The sequence below is a fragment of the Sphingomonas sp. PAMC 26621 genome, from assembly GCF_000251145.1.
Lineage (GTDB): Bacteria > Pseudomonadota > Alphaproteobacteria > Sphingomonadales > Sphingomonadaceae > Sphingomonas.
Genome location: NZ_AIDW01000021.1, coordinates 117,531 through 140,320, shown reverse-complemented (window position 1 = coordinate 140,320; position 22,790 = coordinate 117,531). Strand labels below are relative to the sequence as shown.

28 protein-coding genes and 1 pseudogene are annotated in these 22,790 nt (G+C 66.9%); 15 read left to right on the top strand and 14 right to left on the bottom strand.

Translation table 11 applies throughout. The features are described from left to right. The first annotated feature begins 154 nt into the window (after positions 1-154). Entirely contained in the window at positions 155-322 is a 168-nt protein-coding gene (locus RI03_RS24080) for a hypothetical protein (RefSeq protein ID WP_010164482.1), read from the top strand. Positions 323-349: 27 nt separating this feature from the next. Here RI03_RS24080 and RI03_RS12205 read toward each other — a convergent pair whose 3' ends face one another. Further along, on the bottom strand, positions 350-1,639 hold the full coding sequence (locus RI03_RS12205) for an MFS transporter (protein ID WP_010164481.1): 1,290 nt from the start codon (positions 1,637-1,639) through the stop codon (positions 350-352). Positions 1,640-1,790: 151 nt separating this feature from the next. Here RI03_RS12205 and pgsA point away from each other — a divergent pair, with 151 nt between their 5' ends. Genes pgsA through RI03_RS12190 form a run of 3 tightly spaced genes read left to right on the top strand, consistent with a single transcriptional unit; the run spans position 1,791 to position 3,054 of the window. Further along, on the top strand, positions 1,791-2,357 hold the full coding sequence (gene pgsA / locus RI03_RS12200; RefSeq protein ID WP_010164479.1) for a CDP-diacylglycerol--glycerol-3-phosphate 3-phosphatidyltransferase: 567 nt from the start codon (positions 1,791-1,793) through the stop codon (positions 2,355-2,357). Between the two features lie 2 nt (positions 2,358-2,359). After that, the gene (gene moaD, locus RI03_RS12195; protein WP_010217687.1) at positions 2,360-2,617 is read left to right on the top strand and encodes a molybdopterin converting factor subunit 1; all 258 of its coding nucleotides are present in this window, start codon (positions 2,360-2,362) and stop codon (positions 2,615-2,617) included. Further along, a complete protein-coding gene (locus RI03_RS12190) occupies positions 2,614-3,054 on the top strand; it encodes a molybdenum cofactor biosynthesis protein MoaE (RefSeq protein WP_010217684.1) in 441 nt (146 codons plus the stop codon). Before moaD ends, RI03_RS12190 begins: the two co-directional genes overlap by 4 nt. Here the strand turns inward: RI03_RS12190 and RI03_RS12185 are convergent. After that, a complete protein-coding gene (locus RI03_RS12185) occupies positions 3,051-3,713 on the bottom strand; it encodes a fasciclin domain-containing protein (protein ID WP_010217681.1) in 663 nt (220 codons plus the stop codon). The two genes, RI03_RS12190 and RI03_RS12185, sit on opposite strands and share 4 nt — an antisense overlap. A gap of 76 nt (positions 3,714-3,789) precedes the next feature. Then, on the bottom strand, positions 3,790-4,689 hold the full coding sequence (locus RI03_RS12180) for a hydrogen peroxide-inducible genes activator (protein ID WP_010164472.1): 900 nt from the start codon (positions 4,687-4,689) through the stop codon (positions 3,790-3,792). A 145-nt stretch (positions 4,690-4,834) separates the two neighbouring features. Between RI03_RS12180 and RI03_RS12175 the strand changes: the two genes are divergently transcribed. After that, a complete protein-coding gene (locus RI03_RS12175) occupies positions 4,835-5,377 on the top strand; it encodes a peroxiredoxin (RefSeq protein WP_010164470.1) in 543 nt (180 codons plus the stop codon). A gap of 208 nt (positions 5,378-5,585) precedes the next feature. Beyond that, positions 5,586-6,107, top strand: coding sequence for a carboxymuconolactone decarboxylase family protein (locus RI03_RS12170; protein ID WP_010164468.1), 522 nt, complete (start codon positions 5,586-5,588; stop codon positions 6,105-6,107). Positions 6,108-6,290: 183 nt separating this feature from the next. On the opposite strand, the gene RI03_RS12165 is transcribed toward RI03_RS12170, so the two are convergent. Continuing rightward, entirely contained in the window at positions 6,291-7,070 is a 780-nt protein-coding gene (locus RI03_RS12165) for a sulfite exporter TauE/SafE family protein (protein ID WP_010217679.1), read from the bottom strand. Positions 7,071-7,229: 159 nt separating this feature from the next. Between RI03_RS12165 and epsC the strand changes: the two genes are divergently transcribed. Then, complete coding sequence (epsC, locus tag RI03_RS12160; protein WP_010164464.1) at positions 7,230-7,907, top strand: serine O-acetyltransferase EpsC; 678 nt, start codon at positions 7,230-7,232, stop codon at positions 7,905-7,907. Then, the gene (locus tag RI03_RS12155) at positions 7,907-8,251 is read left to right on the top strand and encodes a DUF2794 domain-containing protein (RefSeq protein WP_010164462.1); all 345 of its coding nucleotides are present in this window, start codon (positions 7,907-7,909) and stop codon (positions 8,249-8,251) included. The genes epsC and RI03_RS12155 overlap by 1 nt, the downstream gene beginning before the upstream one ends. 131 nt (positions 8,252-8,382) lie before the next feature. On the opposite strand, the gene RI03_RS12150 is transcribed toward RI03_RS12155, so the two are convergent. The 9 genes and pseudogenes from RI03_RS12150 to RI03_RS12110 form a co-directional block, all read right to left on the bottom strand. Beyond that, complete coding sequence (locus RI03_RS12150) at positions 8,383-9,282, bottom strand: SDR family NAD(P)-dependent oxidoreductase (RefSeq protein WP_010217678.1); 900 nt, start codon at positions 9,280-9,282, stop codon at positions 8,383-8,385. Positions 9,283-9,458: 176 nt separating this feature from the next. Next, positions 9,459-9,827, bottom strand: coding sequence for a hypothetical protein (locus tag RI03_RS12145; protein ID WP_010217677.1), 369 nt, complete (start codon positions 9,825-9,827; stop codon positions 9,459-9,461). Positions 9,828-9,909: 82 nt separating this feature from the next. Then, positions 9,910-10,601, bottom strand: a pseudogene (gene phoB / locus RI03_RS12140) (phosphate regulon transcriptional regulator PhoB). A gap of 13 nt (positions 10,602-10,614) precedes the next feature. Next, positions 10,615-11,319: a phosphate signaling complex protein PhoU gene (gene phoU / locus RI03_RS12135; protein WP_010164455.1), complete on the bottom strand. Its 705-nt coding sequence runs from the start codon at positions 11,317-11,319 to the stop codon at positions 10,615-10,617. Positions 11,320-11,330: 11 nt separating this feature from the next. Next, complete coding sequence (gene pstB / locus RI03_RS12130; protein ID WP_010217674.1) at positions 11,331-12,101, bottom strand: phosphate ABC transporter ATP-binding protein PstB; 771 nt, start codon at positions 12,099-12,101, stop codon at positions 11,331-11,333. After that, positions 12,098-13,396, bottom strand: a complete 1,299-nt coding sequence (gene pstA / locus RI03_RS12125) for a phosphate ABC transporter permease PstA (RefSeq protein WP_010217672.1) — start codon at positions 13,394-13,396, stop codon at positions 12,098-12,100. The genes pstB and pstA overlap by 4 nt, the downstream gene beginning before the upstream one ends. Further along, positions 13,389-14,765 carry a phosphate ABC transporter permease subunit PstC gene (gene pstC / locus RI03_RS12120; RefSeq protein WP_010217671.1) on the bottom strand — a complete coding sequence of 459 codons (1,377 nt, stop codon included), beginning with the start codon at positions 14,763-14,765 and terminating at the stop codon, positions 13,389-13,391. The genes pstA and pstC overlap by 8 nt, the downstream gene beginning before the upstream one ends. A gap of 34 nt (positions 14,766-14,799) precedes the next feature. Continuing rightward, positions 14,800-15,876, bottom strand: a complete 1,077-nt coding sequence (locus tag RI03_RS12115; protein ID WP_010217670.1) for a substrate-binding domain-containing protein — start codon at positions 15,874-15,876, stop codon at positions 14,800-14,802. A gap of 128 nt (positions 15,877-16,004) precedes the next feature. After that, on the bottom strand, positions 16,005-17,246 hold the full coding sequence (locus RI03_RS12110; RefSeq protein WP_010217669.1) for an ATP-binding protein: 1,242 nt from the start codon (positions 17,244-17,246) through the stop codon (positions 16,005-16,007). Positions 17,247-17,372: 126 nt separating this feature from the next. On the opposite strand from RI03_RS12110, the gene RI03_RS12105 reads away from it, so the two are divergent. The 4 genes from RI03_RS12105 to RI03_RS12090 are packed head-to-tail and all read left to right on the top strand — an operon-like array spanning position 17,373 to position 19,925. After that, positions 17,373-17,765, top strand: a complete 393-nt coding sequence (locus RI03_RS12105; protein WP_010217667.1) for a hypothetical protein — start codon at positions 17,373-17,375, stop codon at positions 17,763-17,765. Between the two features lie 5 nt (positions 17,766-17,770). Continuing rightward, positions 17,771-18,067: an HPr-rel-A system PqqD family peptide chaperone gene (locus tag RI03_RS12100; protein WP_010217666.1), complete on the top strand. Its 297-nt coding sequence runs from the start codon at positions 17,771-17,773 to the stop codon at positions 18,065-18,067. A 2-nt stretch (positions 18,068-18,069) separates the two neighbouring features. Further along, positions 18,070-18,930 (top strand): HprK-related kinase A, encoded by an 861-nt coding sequence (locus RI03_RS12095; RefSeq protein ID WP_010217665.1) that lies wholly within the window; start codon positions 18,070-18,072, stop codon positions 18,928-18,930. After that, a complete protein-coding gene (locus tag RI03_RS12090) occupies positions 18,915-19,925 on the top strand; it encodes a nucleotidyltransferase domain-containing protein (protein ID WP_010217664.1) in 1,011 nt (336 codons plus the stop codon). The genes RI03_RS12095 and RI03_RS12090 overlap by 16 nt, the downstream gene beginning before the upstream one ends. On the opposite strand, the gene RI03_RS12085 is transcribed toward RI03_RS12090, so the two are convergent. Next, positions 19,917-20,591, bottom strand: coding sequence for an HAD-IA family hydrolase (locus tag RI03_RS12085; RefSeq protein WP_010217663.1), 675 nt, complete (start codon positions 20,589-20,591; stop codon positions 19,917-19,919). The genes RI03_RS12090 and RI03_RS12085 overlap by 9 nt on opposite strands. Positions 20,592-20,653: 62 nt before the next feature. Here RI03_RS12085 and glmU point away from each other — a divergent pair, with 62 nt between their 5' ends. Genes glmU through RI03_RS12070 form a run of 3 tightly spaced genes read left to right on the top strand, consistent with a single transcriptional unit; the run spans position 20,654 to position 22,776 of the window. Beyond that, positions 20,654-22,003 (top strand): bifunctional UDP-N-acetylglucosamine diphosphorylase/glucosamine-1-phosphate N-acetyltransferase GlmU, encoded by a 1,350-nt coding sequence (gene glmU, locus RI03_RS12080; RefSeq protein ID WP_010217662.1) that lies wholly within the window; start codon positions 20,654-20,656, stop codon positions 22,001-22,003. 30 nt (positions 22,004-22,033) lie between these two features. Beyond that, positions 22,034-22,399 carry a ribbon-helix-helix protein, CopG family gene (locus RI03_RS12075; protein ID WP_010217661.1) on the top strand — a complete coding sequence of 122 codons (366 nt, stop codon included), beginning with the start codon at positions 22,034-22,036 and terminating at the stop codon, positions 22,397-22,399. Beyond that, positions 22,396-22,776 (top strand): PIN domain-containing protein, encoded by a 381-nt coding sequence (locus RI03_RS12070; RefSeq protein ID WP_010217659.1) that lies wholly within the window; start codon positions 22,396-22,398, stop codon positions 22,774-22,776. Before RI03_RS12075 ends, RI03_RS12070 begins: the two co-directional genes overlap by 4 nt. Positions 22,777-22,790: the final 14 nt, after the last annotated feature.

The window sequence follows — 22,790 nt, the reverse complement described above, 5'->3', positions numbered from 1 at the left end:
ACGACGCCAGCCCCGACGAAACTTTCGAGGCGTCGTGGCTCCCGCGACACGTGGATCGAAGGTCCGGGGATGCCAATACGAGTCCCATTATGGCGCGCTCGTTAACCGCGACTGGCTCTGGCCGAAATCGTAAACAAAGCGTTAATTGGCTGCCATGCAACGCACTCTCCCGCTCCGCGCGCAAACCGCCCGTCATCCCTTCCGGCAGACCGTCGCCGCCGCGCGCAGCGCACGCGTCCGCGCGCGCGACGATTCGGACGTGCGGCTGTTCGTCCTCAGCTTCTCGGCGTTCTTCGTGTGCTTCTACACGTTCATTTTCTGACCGGGGATTGACCGGGAACCCGCCCGGTCAGTCGCAGGCGACGTGGAGCTTCCACGCGATCCACGCCGATACCGGGCACATCGCGGCGACCACGAGCAACAGATTGTCCGGGGAGACGCCCAGCAGCGTCAGGCCCTGCACCCCGATCGCGCCGACCGTCATCGCGCCGGCGTTGACGACATTGTTCGCCGCCACGGTCCGCGCGGTCTCGTCCTTCGAGACGGTGGTGGTGAGGAAGGCGTAAAGCGGGACGACGAACATGCCGCCGGTGACCGCGATTCCCATCAGCACGAGCACGAGCAGGATGGCCCGCGGGAGCGCAATGAAGCTCGCCAGGTCGTACAACGTCCCGACCGGCGCTTCCGGCCAGCCGCGCACCAGCAACGAGAACAGCACGACAAACCCGCCCATCGCGAGCACCGACGCAGGCGCATATTTGGCCGACGTATGCCCCTTGAGCAGCGAGTTGATCAGCACCGAGCCGACCGCCACGCCGATCGAGAACAGCGCGGTCATCAGCGTAAAGACATGCTTGTCCGCGGTCAGCACGTTCTTGGCGAGCGGAAGGAACACGATGATGAGGATCGACCCCATCGTCCAGAAGAAGCTGATCGCACAGATTGCGAGGAACAGCCGCCGGATGTGCATCGTCCCCGAAATCAGCCGCCAGGACGACGTGAACGGGTTGAAGTTGACGACCAGTTCCTTGCCCTCGCGCGCGGCGGGGGGAACCTTGAGCGACACCGCCCAGCCGACGATCGCGACCGCGAGCACCGCGATGGCCGCGTGCTGCACCGCCATGAAACCACCGAGGATTGTCCCCAGCAGGATCGCGAGGTAGGTCGCCGATTCGACCAGTCCGGTCCCGCCGAGCACTTCGTCCTCATGCAGATGCTGTGGCAGGATCGCATATTTGATCGGACCGAAGAACGCCGAATGGACGCCCAGGCACAGCGTCGCGAACAGCATCAGCACCAGGCCGAACGTCGCAAAGCCGGTCCACGCGAGCATCAATCCGCCAGCGCCGATCACCATGATCAGGATCTCCGCGGTCTTGACGATCCGGATGATCTTGGCCTTGTCGTTCGTATCCGCCAACTGCCCGGCCAGCGCCGAGAAGAGGAAGAAGGGCAGAATGCCAAGGGCGGTGGCCAAAGCCGTAAAATTCTGTTCCAGTTTGGGATCCGCGAAGATCTTGTAGATCGCGAATTGCACCATCACCGTCTTGAACAGATTGTCGTTGAACGCACCGAGGAACTGGGTGACGAACAACGGCAGAAAACGGCGCTCCTTCAGCAAGCCGAGCGCGTTGAGCATGATGGGATCGTTGCCTCGATATGGCCGGAATAAGCCCCGTCCATAGCGCAGGCTTGCCGCAAGCGGCAACCCGCCATTCGGTAAACCCTTTGGGGCAGGCGAATTATCGCACGGGCTTTCGCCGGAGGCGGTGCGCCGCTAGAGCAGCAGGGTGTTGACGCTCCCCAACCTCCTCACCCTGTCGCGGATCGTCGCGATACCCCTGCTCGCGTGGTTCCTGTGGTGGCCGGACTGGATCGACGGCTATGCCGCCGGGTTCGTGCTCTACTGCCTGATGGGGATCACCGACTATTTCGACGGCTATCTCGCGCGGACGCAGGGGACGGTCTCGAAGCTCGGGGTATTCCTCGATCCGATCGCGGACAAGATCATGGTCGCGGCGGTCATCCTGCTGCTGGTGGGCACACGCGGGGCGCAACCCGCGATCATCCCGGGCATCCACCAGATCGCGGCGCTCGTGATCCTGCTGCGCGAGATCGCGGTATCGGGGCTGCGTGAGTTCCTTGCGCAATTGCAGGTGTCGGTGCCCGTCTCGAAACTCGCGAAATGGAAGACGACGTTGCAGCTCGTGTCGCTCGGCGCGCTGATCCTCGGCGGCGCGCTGCCGGCCGCGCCGTGGGTCGATCAGGTCGGCCTGTGGACCCTTTGGGGCGCCGCGGCGCTTACGCTGGTGACGGGCTGGGATTACCTGCGCGTCGGCCTCAAGCATATGGACTGACCGTGACGATCGAACTGCTGTATTTTGCCTGGGTGCGCGAACGGATCGGGAAAGCGAGCGAGACGGTTTCCCCGCCCGCCGACGTGGCCACCGTTGCCGACCTGATCGACTGGCTCGCGCGGGACAGTGCGGTCCATGCGGCGGCGTTCGTCGACCGGGGGCGGTTGCGCGCGGCGGTCGACCAGACGTTCGTGCCGCTCGATGCGCCGCTCGGCAGTGCCCGCGAAGTCGCGATCTTTCCGCCGGTGACGGGCGGATGATCGCGGTCACGGTAAGCCCTGCGGTGATCGACGCGGGCGTCGAATTCGCGGCCATCTCCATGACCGGGGCAGGGGGGATTGCAACGTTCGTCGGGCTAGTGCGCGGCGACGACGGCGTGGCGACCCTGGCGCTAGAACATTATCCCGGCGCGACCGAAGCCGCGCTCGAGGCGCTCGCCGAACAGTCAGTCGCGCGGTGGGAGCTGATCGGCGCGCGCATCACGCACCGGGTCGGGGACATGCATCCCGGGGAGATCGTCGTGTTCGTCGGCACGGCCGCGCGGCATCGGGGCGCGGCGCTCGAGGCGTGTGCGTTCCTGATCGATCGGTTGAAGACCGAAGCGCCGTTCTGGAAAAAGGAAACGCGCGGCGACCAGACGAGCTGGGTAGAACCGCGCGGCAGCGACGATGCCGCCGCCGCGCGGTGGAAGGCTTAGTTCAGCTTCGGCAGGACGACGCCGTTGACGACATGGACGACGCCGTTCGACTGGCGGACGTCCGGGGTCTCGACATAGCTCTTGTTGCCGTTGACGTCGGTCAGCTGGACCGCGCCATTGGTGATCTCGACCGTCAGCGGCTCGCCTTCGACCGTCGTCAGCACGGCCTTGCCGCCACCGGCGGTTGCCTTCTGCTGCAGGTCGGCCAGCGTGATCGTGCCGGGGACGACGTGATACGTCAGGACCTTGGCCAGCGTCGCCTTGTTGGCGGGCTTCATCAGCGTGTCGACGGTGCCGGGTGCAAGGCGCGTGAACGCGTCATTGGTCGGCGCGAACACGGTGAACGGGCCGGGGCCTGCGAGCGTCGTCGCAAGGCCTGCTGCCTTCACTGCCGATACCAGCGTCGACAGGTTGGGTGCGGCCGAGGCGTTGGCGACGATCGTCTTGCTCGTGTCCATCGCGGCACCACCGACCGTCGGGTTGGTCGTTGCGGTCGGTGCGACCGGGGCGGTCTGGCCGGCGGGAGCCACCGGGGCAGCCTGGCCTGCGGGTGCTGCTGCGGTCGGAGCGGCGGCAGGTGCGGTCTGCGCGGTTGCGGCGGTACCGATCGCGAGTACGCCGGCCATCGCGGTCAGGTACAGGGGGGTCTTGAGGGTCATGAGGCTCTCCAATAAAACAGGCGCGACCCCGAAGGGCTGCGTCCGATAAATACGGTTGAGGGGCGAAATGGTTTCGTCAGGCGGCTTCGGCGAGTGCAGCGGCGAGCAGCTGGAAGTCCTTTTCACGCGGCGATCCGCGCCGCCAGACCAGCGCGATCCGCCGCGACGGGCTCGCCGCATCGAGCGGGCGGGCGATCAGCCCGGTATGGTCGAGGATCCCCGCCTTGATCGCCATTTCGGGGAGCATCGTGAGGCCGAGCCCGTTGTCGATCATCTGCACGATCGTATGGAGCGACGTCCCTAGCATCGTCGCCTCGGCGCGCAATTCGGGGCGCGCACAGGCCGACAGCGCATGGTCCTTGAGGCAGTGCCCGTCCTCGAGCAGCAGCAGCCGCGTCTCGTCGATCTCGGCGGCGGGCATGGCGCGGGTCGCGTCCCCCATCTCGTCGGGCGCACCCGCGATGAACAGGCGATCGTCGAACAGCACCTGCGAATCCACCTCGCCGCAGGCGAACGGGAGCGCCAGCAACACGCAATCGGCACGACCGTGGTGCAGCCCCTCGCACGCCGGGCCGCTCGGCTCCTCGCGCAGGAACAGCTTGAGGTCGGGATAGTCGCGGCGCAAGCGCGGCAGGATCCGCGGCAGCATGAACGGCGCGATCGTCGGGATGACGCTCATCCGCATCTCGCCCGACAACGGGCGCCCCGCAGCGCGCGCCATGTCGCCGAGCTCGTCCGCCTCGCGCAACACCCTGCGCGCTTTCTCGGCGATCCGTTCGCCCAGCGGCGTGAAGCGCACGACTCGCCGGGTACGTTCGACCAGCGTTACGCCGATCAGCGTTTCGAGCTCGCGCAGCCCCGCCGACAGCGTCGATTGGGTCACGAAACACGATTCGGCGGCGCGCCCGAAATGACCGTGATCCTGCAGGGCGACCAGATATTGCAGTTGTTTCAACGTCGGTAGGTAGGTTGCCACTCATTGCTCCAATCGATCACTGGGGGATAAATAACCACTTGGATCGATAAGACTAGGGCCTATATGAGGCTCCCAACGAGATGGCGCGCCAAGCGCCACGTTTGAGGATGTCGACGAGGCCCCAATTCAACCAGGAGGCCCCATCATGTTGACCATCGGCGACAAGCTCCCCGACTTCACCGTTCCTGTCCAGCAGGGCACCAGCGCGCTTCCGGCGGGCGAGACGCTCAGCCAGGATGCCTTCCCCGGCAAGTGGAAGGTGCTGTTCTACTGGCCGAAGGACTTCACCTTCGTCTGCCCGACAGAGATCGTCGGCTATGCCGGCCTGAAGGGCGACTTCGAGGACCGCGATGCGGTGCTCATCGGCGCATCGACCGACACCGCGCACGTCCACCTCGCCTGGCGCAAGTCGGACCCCGATCTCGCGGCGGCGGATTTCCCGTGGCTCGCGGATAACGGCGGCGTGCTCGCCGCGCAGCTCGGCATTCTCGACAAGAACGAGCATGTCGCATTCCGCGCGACCTTCATCATCGATCCGGACAACGTCATCCAGGCGGTCCAGGTCAACGGCCTCAACGTCGGTCGCAACCCCGCCGAGACGCTCCGCGTGCTCGACGCGCTGCAGACCGACGAGCTGTGCCCGTGCAACTGGAACAAGGGCGACGACGTCCTCCAGCTCGCAGCTTAAGTGAAGTCCCCCCTCCCGCTCGCGGGAGGGATCGGCCGTCATGCCGGGGTAAGTCATGCCCCGCATGATTTAGAGATGCGCGGGACGCATCTCGATGCCGGCATGCCGGTCGATGGGAGGGCGTGTCAGCAGACGCGCCCTCCTTTTTCATGTCAGACCCACCCCCAACCCTTTCCGCAAGCGGGAGGGGCGTTAGAAAGTAGAACCCATGTCGCTCAAGGAATTTGCCGGGACGCTCCCGGATTTCGCCAAGGATATCCGCCTCAATGTCGGCTCGCTGCTCAACGAGGCGCATCTGCCAGACCAGCAGAAGTTCGGCCTGTTCCTCTCGTGCGCGCATGCGACGGGCTACAAGCCGCTGGTCGATGCCGCCGAAGCCGAAGTCGCTGGCAAGCTGACCCCCGAGGCGGCCAACGCAGCGCGCGCGGCGGCGGCGGTGATGGCGATGAACAACGTCTATTATCGCTTCACGCATCTCGCGGGGAATGCCGAGTACCAGACCATGCCCGCCAAGCTGCGGATGAACGTGATCGGCCAGCCGGGGATCGACAAGGTCGATTTCGAGCTGTTCAGCCTCGCGGTCAGCGCGATCAACGGCTGCGGCATGTGCATCGATTCGCACGAGCAGATCCTAAAGAAGGCCGGCGCCACCGCCGAGGCGATCCAGACCGCGGTCCGGATCGGCGCGGTTATGAAGGCGGTCGCCACGGTCCACGCCGCGATCAACTAAGCGGTCGCGCTTTTACCCCGCTCCGTCACCCGCGCGAAGGCGGGGATCCATACTGGCTGGCGTCACTGTCGCAAGCAAACCGGCCAGACAATGGATTCCCGCTTTCACGGGAATGACGGACGTGAACAGAGCGACCGCGCGCATCACGGACGTGGGGAGGACAGGCGCGCGAAGCGCAGTCCGTCAGGCGAGCGCCGCCCATACCGAATAGACGCTCGTCACGGTCAGCAACCCGCCGACCATTCCCATCAGCGGCCGCGCCGGAACGCGTTTTGCGAGGACCGCGCCGAACGGAGCCGCGGCCACCCCGCCGATCAGGATTCCGACCGCCTGCAGCGTGAACGCCGAAAAGCCGATCGTGAAGATAAACGTCGCCGAGATCGTCGTCGTCAGGAAAAACTCGGACGTGTTGACCGTCCCGATCGTCTTGCGCGGCTGCGCGCCCTGGACGAGCAGGTTGGAGGTCACCACCGGCCCCCAGCCGCCGCCACCCGCCGCATCGAGGAACCCGCCGATCAGCCCCAGTGGCTCGACGATCTTCGGCTCGCGCGGCTCGACCCGGCCACGCCAGGCGCGGTACAGTAGGTACACGCCGATCGCGGCGAGATACGCCATCACGAACGGCTTTGCGACCTTGGCGTCCACGTTGCTCAGCACATAGGCTCCGAGCACGCCCCCGATCATGCCCGGAATCACCAGCCGGACGAACAGCTTCCAGTCGACGTTGCGATGGAGGACATGGCTGATCCCGGAGGCGGCTGTGGTGAAGCTCTCCACCGCATGGACCGTCGCCGACGCAAGCCGGGGCGGCAGCCCCAGGAACACCACCAGTGCGGTGTTGGTAATGACGCCGAACGCCATGCCGAGCGCCCCGTCGATCATCTGCGCGGCAAAACCGACCGCGACAAATGGCAGCATCGTCCAGACGATCGTGCTCCAGTCGAGCGCAGCGAAATCGGGCATAATCGTCTGTTCTCCGCAGGATATCGGTCGGTTATTGCCGCTAATCCAATATCCTACAAGACCGCTGGAGTATCGATGCCGGCGATCAAGGCGCGCTCGGTCCTTTAATTTTGTCATCCAAACGCCTAGATAGCCCGTCGATACAAGGGGAATAAGCGGATGATGGGACGACTGGTCTCCTATCTCGACTCGATCAAGGCGCGCGATCCGTCGCCCCGCTCGCGGTGGGAGATCCTCACCTATCCGGGCGTGTGGGCGATGGCCTATCACCGGATCGCGAACCGGTTGTTCCGGGCGCGGCTGTTCTTCCTGGCGCGCGCCGTGAACCACATGAGCCGCTTCCTGACGGCGATCGACATCCATCCGGGCGCGAAGATCGGGCGGAATTTTTTCATCGACCACGGCTTCGTCGTGATCGGCGAGACTGCCGAGATCGGTGACAACGTCACGATCTACCAGTGCGTCACGCTCGGCGGGACGAACCCGGACAATGGCGTTCCTGGCAAGCGGCACCCGACGCTGCTCGACGGCGTGATCGTCGGGTCGGGCGCGCAGGTGCTCGGGCCGATCACGGTCGGGGAGGGCGCGCGTGTCGGCGCGAACGCGGTCGTCACGCGGGATGTCCCGCAGGGCGCGACGATGGTCGGCATCCCCGCGCGCGCGACAATGGTCGAGGGCGGGAAGCAGCCTGCGCAGTTCCTCGCCTATGGCACGCCGTGTACCGATGCGTTCGACCCGCAGACGCAGAAGGTCGAGCTGCTGCGCTGTGAATTGGAAACGATGCGCAAGCGGCTCGACGCGCTGCTCGCCGATCAGGACATCCGCGACCGCGCCTGATGGGAACGGTGACTCCCTTTCCGGTCGTCCGGGGCAAGCCGAGCCAGATCGGTTTCGAGCGGCTCGAACTCAACCGCATCCTCGACCTGTACGGGCGGATGGTCGCGGCCGGGATCTGGCGCGATTATGCGGTCGAGTTCGGGCAGGACGTCGCGGTGTTCGCCGCATTCCGGCGCTCGGCCGAACGGCCCGAGGTGCGGATCGAGAAGCGGCCCGAGCTGCGCAACCGGCAGGGGATGTGGGCGCTGGTCAACGAACAGGGCGTCGTGCTCAAGCGCGGGCATGAGCTCGGACCGGTGCTGGCACCGGTCGAGCGGCGGCTGATGAAGGTGGTCGAGGACTAACAGGGGTCAGCGCCGGCCCTTCGACTTCGCTCAGGGCGAACGGAGGGCGGAAGCGTCCCCGGCTCCAACCACCGTTCGGGCTGCGCGAGGTCGAAGCCGGCGCCGGACGCCAGCTTCGACCCCAAGGCGAATCAGCCGCCCTGCAACTTCTTCAGGATGCTCATCGACTGCTCCGCACCATTTTGCGGGGTCAGTTCGCCGGTCCGATCGGTGATCTCGGCCCAATGCGCCGCGATGCCTTCTGGCGACAGATCGTCCCCGGTCAGCAGCTTGCCCTGCGTGAGCGTCACGTACGCCGCCTGGAACACGCCTGCGCCAGCGCCGACGATCATGTTGGTCGGCGCCTCTTCCGACACGAGATACAGCGCGGCGGGCGCCACCTTCTCGGGCGCGAAGGCGGCGAATGCCTCGGCCGGGAACAGGTCCTCGGTCATCCGCGTGCCCGCGGTCGGCGCGATCGTGTTGACCTTGATGTTGTTCTTGGCGCCCTCGATCGCGAGCGTCTTGGTCAGCCCGGCAAGCCCGAGCTTGGCCGCGCCGTAATTGGCCTGGCCGAAATTGCCGTACAGCCCGGTCGACGACGCGGTCATCAGCAGGCGCCCGTAATTCTGTTCGCGCATCGTGTCCCACACTGCCTTCGTGACGTTGGCGGAACCGTTGAGGTGGACGTCGATCACGAACTTGAAATCGGCGGGCTCCATCTTGGCGAAGCTCTTGTCGCGCAGCACGCCGGCGTTGTTGATGACGATATGGACGCCGCCCCAGGCTTCCTTGGCCTTGGCGACCATCTCGACCATCTGCTCATATTCGGTGACGCTGCCGCCGTTCGACATGGCAATGCCGCCGGCCGCCTCGATCTCCTCGACCACCTTGAGCGCGGCATCGCTGTGCCCGGTCCCGTCGCGCGAGCCGCCGAGATCGTTGACGACGACCTTCGCGCCCCGCTTCGCGAGTTCCAGCGCATAGGCACGGCCCAGACCGCCGCCGGCGCCGGTGACGATCGCGATCTTATCATCGAAACGGATGGACATAATGGCTGCTCCTCTAGCTGCTTTGCCCCGCGTCCTATTCGATTGCACAGGCGGTGCAAGGGGCGGACTCGTCCCGATTCCGACCGATCCCGAACACGAAAAAGCCGACGCAGGGGCTTTCCCCTACGTCGGCCTCGTTCGCTAGCGGCGGCGACGCTTGCGCGCCGCCGTCAGCATTATTTGCGCTTGCGATGCATCGCCTTCTTCGCGCCGCCATTGCTGCGCTTGTCGATGCACTGATCCTTCACGGTGCGCGAGCAGGCCGGATATTCGGCGGTCGCCGGCATCGGTGCGGCGGCGGCCGGTGCTGCCATCGGCGGCTGGCCACCCTGGGGTGCCATTGCGGGGGCACCGGCGGGTGCGCCCATTGCGGGGTCGGCAGCGGGGGCTGCGGGGGCCGCAGGCGCCTGCTGCATCGCCGGGTCGGCGGCGGGCTGCGCCGGGGCAGGCTGCTGCATCGACGTGTCGGGGGTTGCAGGGGCGGTCTGCGCGAGGGCAGGCATCGAAACTGCTGCGGCGAGGGCCGCGAACATCATGATCTTCATATAGGATCTCCTACGAACGGGCAGCATTGTGTGCTGCACGGGCGGATGAACGCGCATCCGCCCGCATGGCTCCCAAAAATTCTTACGCTCCCGAATCGAGTGCGTACCCCGCCGATCGAACGGTGCGGATGATATCGGGCCGATCGCCGCGATTGATCGCCTTGCGCAGCCGCCGGATATGGACGTCGACGGTGCGGCTTTCGATGTCGCTGTCATGCCCCCACACTGCGTCGAGCAGCCGCTCGCGCGAGAAGACCCAGCCGGGATGCTCGAGGAAGTGCTTGAGAAGGCGGAATTCGGTCGGCCCGAGCGGAATGACCTCGCCCGACCGGCGGACCTTGTGGCCGACCGTGTCCATCTCGATGTCCGAATAGGTCAGTTGCTCGCCCGCGAGCGCCGGGCGCACGCGGCGCAGCACCGCGCCGACCCGCGCGACGAGTTCGCGCGGCGAGAAGGGCTTGGTGACATAATCGTCCGCGCCGGTCTCGAGCCCGCGAACGCGATCCTCTTCCTCGCCGCGCGCGGTGAGCATGATGATCGGGACGTTCGCGGTCTCGGGCATGCGGCGCAGGCGGCGGCAGACCTCTATCCCCGACAGGCCCTCGACCATCCAGTCGAGCAGCACGATGTCGGGGGTATTCTCCTTGGCGAGCAGCAGCGCCTCTTCCCGTCGGGCGTCTGCGCGATCTCGAAGTCCTCGCGCTTGAAGTGCCACACGAGCAATTCGGCCAATGCCGCGTCGTCTTCCACCAGCAACATTTTAGCGCGTGCCATGGCGATCACTCCTTCAAGCGGTCGGCGTTAAATAGGACATTGGCCCACGGTCGCGTTCGACCATGTGGGTGCCGGTCGCCGCGAAATACACCATTTCGGCAACGTTCGTCGCATGATCCCCGACACGTTCGAGGTTCTTGGCGATGAAGAGCAACTGCGCGACCTGACCGATCGTCTTGGGATTTTCCATCATGTGCGTCACGAGCACGCGGAACAGGCTGTTGTAGAAGTCGTCGACCTGCCGGTCGCGCGCGCAGACCTCGACCGCGGCGGCGGCATCGCGCGCCGCGAAGGCGTCGAGCGCGTCGTGGACCATCTGCACCGCGAGCACCGACATGGCGGGGAGCACCGACAGCGGTTCGATCTCGCCGTGGCTTTCGATCGTGGGCACGCGCTTGGCGATGTTCTTGGCGTAATCGCCGATCCGCTCGACCACGCCAGCAATCTTGAGCGCGGCGACGACCTCGCGCAGGTCGTCCGCGAGCGGCGCGCGCAGCGCGATGATCCGCACCGCGAGCTGCTCGACCTCGATCTCGAGCGCGTCGATCCGCTTGTCGCCGTCGATGATCGCGCGCGCACCTTCGAGGTCGTGGAGGCGCAGCGCTTCCATTGCGGCGCCGATCGCCTGCTCGGCGAGCCCGCCCATCTGCGCGATGAGACCGCGCAGCTGCCCGATTTCGGCATCGAAGGCTTTGATCGTATGTTCGTTGGTGGGCATAATGTCTCGCCTCAGCCGTAGCGGCCGGTGATGTAATCCTTGGTGCGTTCCTGCCGCGGATTGGTGAAGATGTCCGAGGTCGCGCCATATTCGACGAGCGTCCCCAGATGGAAGAAGGCGGTCCGCTGCGACACGCGCGCGGCCTGCTGCATGTTGTGCGTGACGATCACGATCGCATAGCGGCCCTTGAGCTCGTGGATCAGCTCCTCGATCTTGGCGGTCGCGATCGGATCGAGCGCGGAGCACGGCTCGTCCATCAGGATCACCTCGGGGTCGACCGCGATCGCGCGCGCGATGCACAACCGCTGCTGCTGCCCGCCCGACAAAGCGGTGCCGCTGTCGCTGAGCCGGTCCTTGACCTCGTCCCACAAACCCGCGCGGCGGAGCGACTGCTCGACGACCTCGCCAAGCTGCGCCTTGTTCGAGGCGAGGCCGTGGATCCGCGGGCCGTAGGCGACGTTCTCGAAGATCGATTTGGGGAACGGGTTGGGCTTCTGGAACACCATCCCGACGCGCGCGCGGAGCTGCACGACGTCCATCGACGGCGCGTAGATGTCCTCGCCGTCGAGCGTGATGTCGCCCTCGACACGCGCACTCGGGATCGTGTCGTTCATCCGGTTGAGCGTGCGCAGGAACGTCGACTTGCCGCAGCCGGACGGACCGATCAGCGAGGTGACGTAGCGCTGGTCGAAGTTGAGCGACACGTCGTCGATCGCCTTCTTCGCGCCGTAGAAGACGTTGACCCGTTTCGCGCAGATCTTGTGTTGGTTGGGAATGCTCACCAGCGGGTCTCAAATTTGTTGCGGAGGTAGATCGCGAAGCCGTTCATCGCGAGCAGGAAGACGAGCAGCACGATGATCGCCGCGCTGGTCTTTTCGACGAAGCCGCGGTCGATCTGGTCGGACCACAGGAAAATCTGGACCGGCAGCACGGTCGACGGGTCACTGAGGCGCGCAGGCGGCGCGGAGATGAACGCGCGCATCCCGATCATCAGCAGCGGCGCGGTCTCGCCGAGCGCGCGCGCCATGCCGATGATCGTGCCGGTGAGGATGCCCGGCAGCGCGAGCGGCAGGACGTGGTGGAACACCACCTGCACCGGACTCGCGCCGACACCGAACGCGGCATCGCGGATCGACGGGGGGACGCCCTTGATCGCATTGCGCCCGGCGATGACGATCACCGGCATCGTCATCAGCGCGAGCGTCAGCCCGCCGACGATCGACGCCGAGCGCGGCAGCCCGAACGTGCCGAGGAACACCGCGAGCCCGAGCAGCCCGAAGATGATCGACGGGACCGCCGCGAGGTTGTTGATCGAGACCTCGATCAGGTCGGTCCAGCGGTTCCGCGGCGCATATTCCTCGAGATAGAGCGCGGACAGCACGCCGACCGGGAAGGCGATCAGCAACGTCACCACCATCGTGAAGATCGAGCCCTTGAGCGCGCCCCAGATCCCCGCGCGGGTCGGGTCGGTCGAGTCCGACGAGGTTAGGAAGGGAAGGTTGAACCCGGTCGAGATCGCGGTCTTCGCCTTCAGCCGCGCGACGGTCGCCTCGTCCTCGGGCGTGCCGGTGCGCTTGGCCGCGATGTCGATCGAATCCGCTGCAGGAACCCAGACGATGCTGCGGCCCTTCAGGATCGCAGGATCGTGCTTGATCGCCGCGCGGACCGAAAGCCATGCGCCATCGGACAGCAGTTTGTCGCCATCCTTGCCATAAGCGGCGATCGCGGCGGCGCGGGTCGCCGGCTCGACGCCGGCCCCCGCCAGCGCGAGATCCGCGCCCGGTCCCTCGAGTTGCGCCGGGTCGAGCATCAGCCCGGCGCGCGCGAAATCGACCGGCAGCGCGACCTGCGTCTGCAGGAAGCCGCTCGCGCCGTTATAGACCATCGTGACGAGGAGCACCGCGAGGAACCCCGCCGACATCACCACGGCGGCAAGCCCGAGCAACCGGAAGCGCCGCTCGGCGGCATAGCGCTGGCGGATCCGGCGCTGCATCGACTGCGTCCGCCAGTCGGTCGGCGCACGCTCCTGCGGCTCGGCTGTGCCGACCGGCACCTGGGCGACGAGGGATTCACTCATAAGCTTCACGGTACCGTTTGACGACCGTCAACGCGACGATGTTGAGCAGCAGGGTGATGACGAACAGCGTGAGCCCGAGCGCGAAGGCGGCGAGCGTCTTTGGGCTGTCGAACTCGGCCTCGCCGGTCAGCAGGTCGACGATCTGCTTGGTCACGGTGGTCGCGCTGGCGAAGGGGTTGAGCGTCAGCGTGGCGACGCCCGACGCGGCCATGACGACGATCATCGTCTCGCCGATCGCGCGCGATACCGCGAGCAGCACACCGCCGACCACGCCCGGGAGCGCGGCGGGCAGTAGCACGCGGCGGATCGTCTCGGACGAGGTCGCGCCCATCGCAAGGCTGCCGTCGCGCATCGCGCCGGGCACCGCGGCGAGCGAATCGTCCGCCATCGAGGAGACGAACGGGATGATCATCACCCCCATCACCAGCCCCGCGGCCAGCGCGCTTTCGGAACTCGCCAAGGTAATCCCGATCGACACCGCGAAATCGCGGACCGCAGGTGCCACCGTCAGCGCCGCGAAATAGCCGTAGACCACGGTCGGCACGCCCGCGAGCACCTCGAGGATCGGCTTCATCCAGCGCCGGGCGGACGCGGTTGCATATTGCGTGAGATACACCGCGCTCATCAGACCGAACGGGATCGCCACGATCATCGCGATCACCGCGCCGATCAGGAACGTGCCCCAGAACAAGGGCACAGCGCCGAGCGTCGCGCCGGGGTGCGCCGGGTCGATCACCTGCGGGCTCCAGTGCGTGCCGAACAGGAAATCGGTGATCGGGACCACTTCGAAGAAGCGCCACGATTCGAACAGCAGCGACGCCACGATCCCAAGCGTCGTCAGGATCGCGATCAGCGAGGCGCAGAGCAACGCGCCCATCACGACGAACTCGATCTTGGTCCGCGCGCGGAAATCGGGGCGGACGCGGGTGAAGGCGAAGCCACCGGTGGCGAACGCCAGCAGCAGCGCGACCGCGGTCCCGATCCAGTCGATCCGCGTCTGCGCGGCGGCGTAAGCGGGCGCGAGCTTCTGCGACAACGGGTTGAACGCGCCGAAACTGCGACCCGCAGCCAGACTGCGCGCCTCGGACAGGATCGCCGCGCGGTCGAACCCCTGCGGCGGCAGCAGCGCGGCGGCGGGATCGTGGAGCACGCTGTTGGTGACAAGCGCGGGCGAGGTCGCCGCCCAGACCGCGAGGAACAAGGCGGCAGGCACGATCGTCCACAGGGCGACATAGCCGCCGAAGTGCGAGGGCAGCGAACTGAAGCGCGCGGTGCTGCCGCGCCGGAAGGCGACCGCGCGCATCCGCGCGGTCAGCCAGCCGATCAGCCCAAGCCCGGCCATGACCAGGAAAAGTGCGAGGAAGGACACTAAATCAGGCTCGTTCTAGGATAAGAGGAACGGGTCAGAGCAGTTTCGACGGGTCGAGCAGCGTCTCGTTCTTGACGATCTCCGCGCTGCGCTTGCGCACGTCCTCGGGTGCGGCGATCAGGCCCTTGGCGACGAGCGGCCCGTTCGGATCCCACGACTTGGCGTACAGCGCGAGGAATTCACGCAAGCCCTTGATCGCGGTGAGATGCGCCGCCTTGACGTAGAGATACAGCGGGCGCGAGCCCGGATAGGCGCCGCGCGCGATCGTCTCATAGGTCGGCTCGACCCCGTTGAGCGGGACGCCGTTGAGCTTGTCCTTGTTCTGCTCGAGATAGGAATAGCCGAAGATGCCGATCGCATTGGGGTTCGATTGCAGCTTCTGGACGATCAGATTGTCGTTCTCGCCCGCATCGACATAGGCACCATCCTCGCGGATCGCGGTACAGCCCTTCGCATAGGCTGCGTGATCCTTGTCCTTGAGGTCCGCCATCCTGGGGTTGATCGCGTCGCACCCGCGCGCGAGGATCAGCTCGGCGAGCGCGTCGCGCGTTCCGCTGGTCGAGGGCGGGCCATAGACCTGGATCGGCACCGCCGGGAGTGACGCGTTCACGTCCTTCCAGGTCTTGGCGGTGTTGGGCTGCCCGTTCGGCGTCGCGGCGAGCGCGCGATACAGGTCGACCGCGGTCAGCTGGAGCTTGGGTCCGGCCTTGGACTCGGCGAACGCGATCCCGTCGAGCCCGACCTGGATCTCGAGGATCTTCGATACGCCATTGTCGAGGCAGGTCTTGTACTCGCTCGCCTTGATCCGGCGCGACGCGTCCTCGATGTCGGGGTGCGCTGCGCCGACGCCGGCGCAGAACAGCTTCATCCCGCCGCCGGTCCCGGTCGATTCGATCGCGGGGGCCTTCATCCCCGGGGTCTGGTTGACGAGCTGCTCGGCGACGATGGTGGTGAAGGGAAACACGGTGGACGAGCCGACGACCGTGATGTGATCGCGCGAGCCGGCGCCGCCGCCATTCGCCTGATCCTGACAAGCAGCCAATGGCAGAATCGCGGTTGCCGCGCACAACAGGCTGAAGGTCTTGGCGATTGTCGCGTGTGTGCGGTTCATGGAATCTCCCCTCGGGCCGTGGACTCGGATGTCGAAACTGTGGCCCCCGGAGTCGCGTACCACCCTCACGCAAATGCCTGTGTGACGTTGTCGTTACCGTTTGATGACAGTCGGCGGGGAAATGCGGGCTACGAAAGCGCGACGGGGAAGGGCATTGCAGCCTTGCCGTGCGGCGGCAGCATGAGCGTGACGGTCGTGCCCTTGCCCACGGTGCTGGCAATGTCGAAGCGCCCGCGGTGCCGTTCGATGATGTGCTTGACGATCGCGAGGCCGAGTCCCGTGCCGCCCGCCGCACGGCTGCGGCCGGGATCGACGCGATAGAAACGCTCGGTCAGCCGCGGGATATGTTCGGGCGCGATTCCCTCGCCTTCGTCGGCGACGCTGATCCGCACCATCCCGACCCGGTCGCTCCACAGCTTGACCGTCACCGGCGTTCCGGCGCGCCCGTATTTCATCGCGTTGCCGATGAGATTGTGGAGCACCTGGCTGAGCTGCGCGCGGTCGCCCGCCACCGCGGCGACCCCGAGGTCGAGGTCCGCGACGATATCGTTGCTCCGCGCATTCTGGGCGTCGAGCAGCTCGGACCGGACTTCGCCGATCAGTTCGCCGAGATCGACCGCACGGTCGGGCAGGCGGTATTTCTCCGCCTCGATCCGGCTGAGCGAGATCAGGTCCTCGACCAGCCGCTGCATCCGCCGCGCCTCGTCGAACATGATCTTGAGGAAACGCCCGCGCACCTGCGCATCCTCGCCCGCCTTGTCGTCCCCCAGCGTCTCGATATAGCCGAGGATCGACGCAAGCGGCGTGCGCAGCTCGTGGCTTGCGTTAGCGACGAAATCGACCCGCATCCGCTCGGCGGCATAATTGCCGGTGCGGTCGATCAGGTGGACGATCCGCTGCCCCCCGGCGGCCCGGCTGACGTGCATTTCCCAATGCTGGTCGAGCGCGCCCAGCCCGACCAGGTTGGTCGGCCCCTGCGGCATTCCGGCGAGCGGGCTGGCGAGCCGTTCGGCGGCACCGGGATGGCGGATCGCAACGCGCACGTCCTCCCCGACGATATGCTTGCCGAGCAGTTCGAGCGCGGCGGCATTGGCGTGCGTGACGCGACCTTCCGCGACGATCAGCACCGGGCCCAGGACGGCCTCGATCACTTCCTGCAACTCGGGCAGGGGCGGGGGCGGGGTGACTTCGATCGGGCGCGGTGTCTCGATCGGCTGGTCGCCGGTCCCGGTCGCGGCGAGCGCCGCGGCGACCCCGCCGACCAGCGTGATGATCGCGGCCTGCAAATTCCATTCGAGCAAAAACACCGCGATCGCCGCGATGACGACGAGCCCGATGGCGATGACCGTGCGAGACCCGAACCCCTGCAACTGCCAGCGCCTTAGCCGCAGTTGCGCGGCGGCGGAAGCGCCCCTGTGCCGTCGCGAGACGCGAAAGGGGGTTAACGCCGCGGCCGTGCTTGCCAGCGAATCGCGAATGTGAAAGGGCTTGATGCGATGAACGACGATACGCCCGATGTCCCCGCACCCGCGCGACGGCGCGCGCTGATGCTCGGCGCAGCCTCGGCGGCGGCGGTGGTGTCGATCCGCCCCGCGCTCGCCGCGACGACCGCGTCGATCGCGACCTGCGAGATCCCGGTCCCCGACGCGGGGCGCGCGGGGAGCTACATCGCCGCCGATGGCAGCACGGTTCCGGCAGGCACCGCGGGGGCGTTCGCGCCGCCGGGCCGTTCGTTCAAGGGCGAGGACGTCCGCACCGCGCTGGCCGGCGGGCAGTTGCCCGGCACCAACGCGACCCAGAGCCGCGCCTACACCAACTATATCCGGCGTCTGCAATCGGGAACGAGTGGCTTCACCTGCTTTGCGTCGTTGCAGATGCCGCGCGGCTGAGCCGCATGCCGTCGCGCGCCGCAGCGCCGCTGTACCGCATGGCGCGGCCCGAGACGCTCGACATCCTCCATATCGACAGCTTCACCGCACTCTATCATCGCGCGTCGGGCATCACCCATCTGCTCGCGGCGCCCGCGCCCGAGATCCTCGCTGCGCTGGGCGAGGCCGGGCTGACCCGCGCCGCGCTGCTGGCCAAACTGCGCGCTGACTATGCGCTCGAGGATGCCGACGAACACGCGCTCGGCGCGCGACTGGACGAGCTCGTCGCGACCGGGCTGGTCGCGTGCGAGCGGGTGGGCTGACGATGCGGCACGTCTTTTCGGTGCGGGTCGGCCCTGTCGGGTTCCGGATCGGCTCGGACTGGCGCGCGCCCATCGCCGAGCTGGAACGGCTCTATGCGGACTATCCCGCGCCGCATGGCGGGGTCGCCGATTTTTCGGTGCGGCTGTTCGCGGCGCGGCCGTGGCGGCGGGTAATCCGCCCGGCGGTGATGATCGGCGGCGATTACGTCCTGCCCGAAGCCGCGCCGCTGCCGCTCGCGCAGGGGTTGCTCGCCGCCGAAATGGGGATGAACCTGCAGATGGCGCTCGGGCAGCGGCGGTATCTGCTGCTCCATGCCGCGGTGGTCGCGCGCGACGGGCAGGCGGTGGTGCTGACGGGCGCGTCAGGGTCGGGGAAGTCGACGCTGGCGGCGCTGCTGTCGCTGCGCGGCTGGCGATTGATGGGGGACGAGTTCGCGCTGCTCGATCCGGTCACGGGGCTGCTCCACGCCTTTCCCCGGCTGGTGAGCCTGAAGAACGACGGGATCGCCGCGGTCGCCGCCGAAGTTCCCGCACGACGGCTCGGGCCGATGCTGCCGGGGACGCCGAAGGGCGCGATCCGCCACCTCATTCCCGACGCCACGACCGTTGCGGCGATGGATACGCCCGCGATGCCCGCGCTGATCCTGTTCCCGAGCTTCGGCTACGCGCGCGCCGAGCGTGACGTCGCGCAAAGCGAGGTGTTCGTCCGGCTGACCCAGGCATCGACCAATTATGTCGCGCTGGGCGAACGCGGGTTCGCGGCACTCGGTGGCCTCGTCAAGGCGGTGCCCGCGCGCGCGATCGATTATCCCGATACCGAAAGCGCGATCGATCAGGTGGAGGCGGCATGGGCCGCGCTGTGACCGGCTGGCGGCTCGCGCGCGCGCTGCGGGTGCCGGAAAGCGTCGTCACGCTCGATCCGGACGGGTGGAACGCGCTGATCGCGATGGCGCGGGCGGAACAGATGATCGGCACGCTCGCGTGGCGGCTCGACGGCATTGCCGTCCCCGTCTCGGTCGCGCGGATCCTCGACGACGCGCGCGCGTCGGCGGCGCAGGGGCAGGTCGTGGCCTTGTGGGAGGCGGAGGTCGCGCGCCGGGTTCTCGCGCCGCTGGACGCGCGGTTGGTCCTGCTCAAGGGCACCGCCTTCGCGGTCGGCGGGATGCGCGCCGGGATGGGCCGGTCGATCGGCGATCTCGACATTCTGGTCCCGCGCGACCGGATCGACGCGGTCGAGGCGGCGCTGCTCGCGGCGGGGTGGGAATGGGTCAAGCCAGACCCGTATGACGACGCGTATTACCGCACCTGGATGCATGAGCTTCCCCCGCTGATCCACCGCGATCGCGACCGGATGATCGACGTCCACCACACGATCCTCCCGCCGACCGCGCGCATCACGCCCGATCCCGCCGCGCTGCTCGCGGACGTCGTGCAGCTTGCGCCGGGCATGTTCGCGCTGTCGCCGAACGACCGGCTGGTCCACGCGGCGGCGCATCTGTTCGCGGATGGCGATCTCGCCGGGGGGATGCGCAACCTGTGGGACGTGCAGTGTCTGGTCGCGGAATTTGGCACCGAGGGGCTGGCGGTGCGCGCACGGCACCATGGCCTGGAGCGCGAGACGGCGCGGGCGCTGCGGCTGGCGGAGGCGCTATATGGCGACGCGAAACGCGTGACGCTCGCCGACCGGCTCTATCTCTACCGTATCACCGCGCGCGACGGCTGGGGCCGCCCGACGCGGCCGGCCACGCGAATGGCGTTCTACGTCCGCTCGCACTGGTTGCGGATGCCGCCGGGGCTGCTTGCGCGGCATCTGTGGACCAAGTGGCGCAAGGGCGGCGCGGGGCCCTCCTCAGGCTGACAGTCGCTCCAGCGTCGGGATCAGCTCGTCGAACGAATCGATCACCGCATCCGCACCCATCTGCTCGACGGGTTCGAGCAGGAAGCCGAAACTTACCGCAATTCCGGGGATCTCGGCATTCTGCGCGGCCATGATGTCGTAGATCGAATCCCCGACGAACGCCGCGCGCCCGCCGCCCGACCGACGAATCATTTCGTCGATCGGCGCGCGATTGGGCTTGGACAGACCGGGGCCGAGTGTATCGCCGCCGATCAGGCAGGCGAACCGGTCGATCAGCCCCAGATCGGTGAGCAGGCGGGTCGCGAACGATTCGAACTTGTTGGTGCAGACCGCGACCTTGATGCCACGCTCGGTAAGCGCGTCGAGCGCCGCCACTGCGCCGGGGAAGGGGCGGGTGTGAACCGACAGATGCTCCCCGTAATAACCGAGCATCCGCTTGTAGAGCGCGCGGAATTCATCCGCCTCGACCCCGCCTGTCGCCTCCAGCCCCTGCGTCAGCATGTGCTTCGCGCCGCCCCCGACCATCGTCTTGACCTGATCGACCGTCAGCGGCGCACGGCCGACCGAAGCAAGGGTGTCGTTGACCGCGGCGGTGAGGTCGCCGCTGCTGTCGACCAGCGTGCCGTCCAGGTCGAACCCGACGATATCGAATGAAATTTTCGCCATGTGGTCCTGTGTGACAGCGTTGCTCTGGAATTGGCAAGACGCGCGTGGCAGGGCATGGATCCATGAACCGTCCCGTAGCCGCAATCGTCCTTGCCGCCGGCAAAGGCACCCGCATGAAGAGCGACCTGCACAAGGTGCTCCATCCGATCGCGGGGCGCGCGATGCTGCTCCATCTGGTCGACAGCATCGCGCAGCTCGACCCCGCGATGACCGTCGTCGTGACCGGCGCTGGGCGCGAACAGGTCGAGGCGGCGGTTGCCCCGCTCGGCATTGCGACGGCGCTGCAGGCCGAACAGCTCGGCACCGGCCATGCGGTCGCGCAGGCCGAGGCCGCGCTTGCCGGCTTCGATGGCGATGTGCTGATCCTCTACGGCGACGTGCCACTGGTGACGACCGCGACGATGCGCGCGATGCTCGACCGGCTGAATGCACCCGACCAGCCCGCGACGGTGGTGCTCGGCTTCCGTCCCGCGGATGCGGGCGCCTACGGTCGGATCGTCGCGCACGACGGCGTGATCGCGAAGATGGTCGAATATAAGGACGCAACCGACGCCGAACGCGCGGTCGACCTGTGCAATTCGGGCCTGATGGCGGTGCGCAGCGCGGACCTGTTCGCGTTGCTCGGGCGGGTCGGCAACGACAATGCGGCGGGGGAATATTACCTGCCCGATATCGTCATGCTCGCCACCGGCGATGGCCGGGCATCCGCGGTGATCGAGACCGGCGCGGGCGAAGTCGCCGGCGTCAACAGCCGCGCCGAACTCGCCGCGGTCGAGGCCGACTGGCAGGCGCAGCGTCGCCTCCGCGCGATGGCGGACGGCGCGACGCTGATCGCGCCCGAAACCGTCTGGTTCGCGCACGACACGCAGATCGGCCGCGACGTGGTGATCGAGCCGAACGTGGTATTCGGCCCGGGCGTGACGGTGGCGGACGGCGTCATGATCCACGCGTTCAGCCATATCGAGGGCGCGACCATCGGCGCGAACGCCGAGGTCGGTCCGTTCGCCCGCCTCCGCCCCGGCGCGGTAATGGGAGAAAAGTCCAAGGTCGGCAATTTCGTCGAGATGAAGAAGGCGACCCTCGGCGCTGGCGCGAAGGCAAGCCATCTGACCTATCTCGGCGATGCCGAGGTCGGCGAAGGCGCAAACATCGGCGCGGGCACGATCACCTGCAATTACGACGGCTTCTTCAAGTACAAGACGGTGATCGGCGCGGGCGCGTTCATCGGGTCCAACTCCGCGCTGGTCGCGCCGGTGACGATCGGCGCGGGCGCGACGGTCGGCGCGGGATCGGTAATTACCGCCGATGTCGACGCCGATGCGCTCGCGCTGGCGCGCGCGCGACAGGAAACGCGGCCCGGCTGGGGCAAGCGCTTCCGCACGGCGATGGCGGCGCGGAAGGGCACGTCTTGACGTGATATACCGTCGTGATATCAACATGGCATGACCCGCATTCTCGCCGATCTTCCCGACGATGATATCCGGTGGCTCGACGCCCGTGCCGCCGAGCAGGGCAAGTCGCGCGCGTCGGTCCTGCGCGAGGCCGTGTCCTCTTATCGCGCCGAGGCACCCAAGGACTGGCTCGAGGCTGGGTTCGGTGCCTGGAAAGATCGTGTCGACATCGGGGATTCGGTCGACTGGCAGCGTCGGGAGCGTGCCTCCTGGACCCGCCCGTGGGACGACGATTATGAGGATGTGAAAGCCGACTTTCCCGATCTGTTCGATGCCGAAGACGATCGGCAACGGCAAATTTATCTCGATATGCTCGCCGGGAAATATCCCGAACCGAAATACCCCCAGTCCAAGTGAGCGGCTTCACCTTCGATTCGAACATCGTCATCGATGCGCTCGCCGGGTTCGAGCCCGCGCTTACCGAAATACGGCGCGCATCGAATGACGGTGGTCGCGCTTGGCTCAGCCGAATGGTCTGGATCGAGGTAATGTCTAAGGGAATCGGCAATCGTCTCAAGAGCGCCGAGCACTTCATGACGGGTTTCGGGATCGACGATATCGACGCGGAGATCGCGGCGCGCGCGGCGGCATTGCGGCGCGAGCGACCGCGCCTGAAGTCGCCGGACGCCGTCATCCTTGCTTCAGCGCAAATTCACGGTCGCGTGTTAGTGACCCGCAATATAAAGGATTTCCCGGTGAACATGCCGGGGGTCCGCGTACCCTATCTCCTCTAATCCGGACGACATTC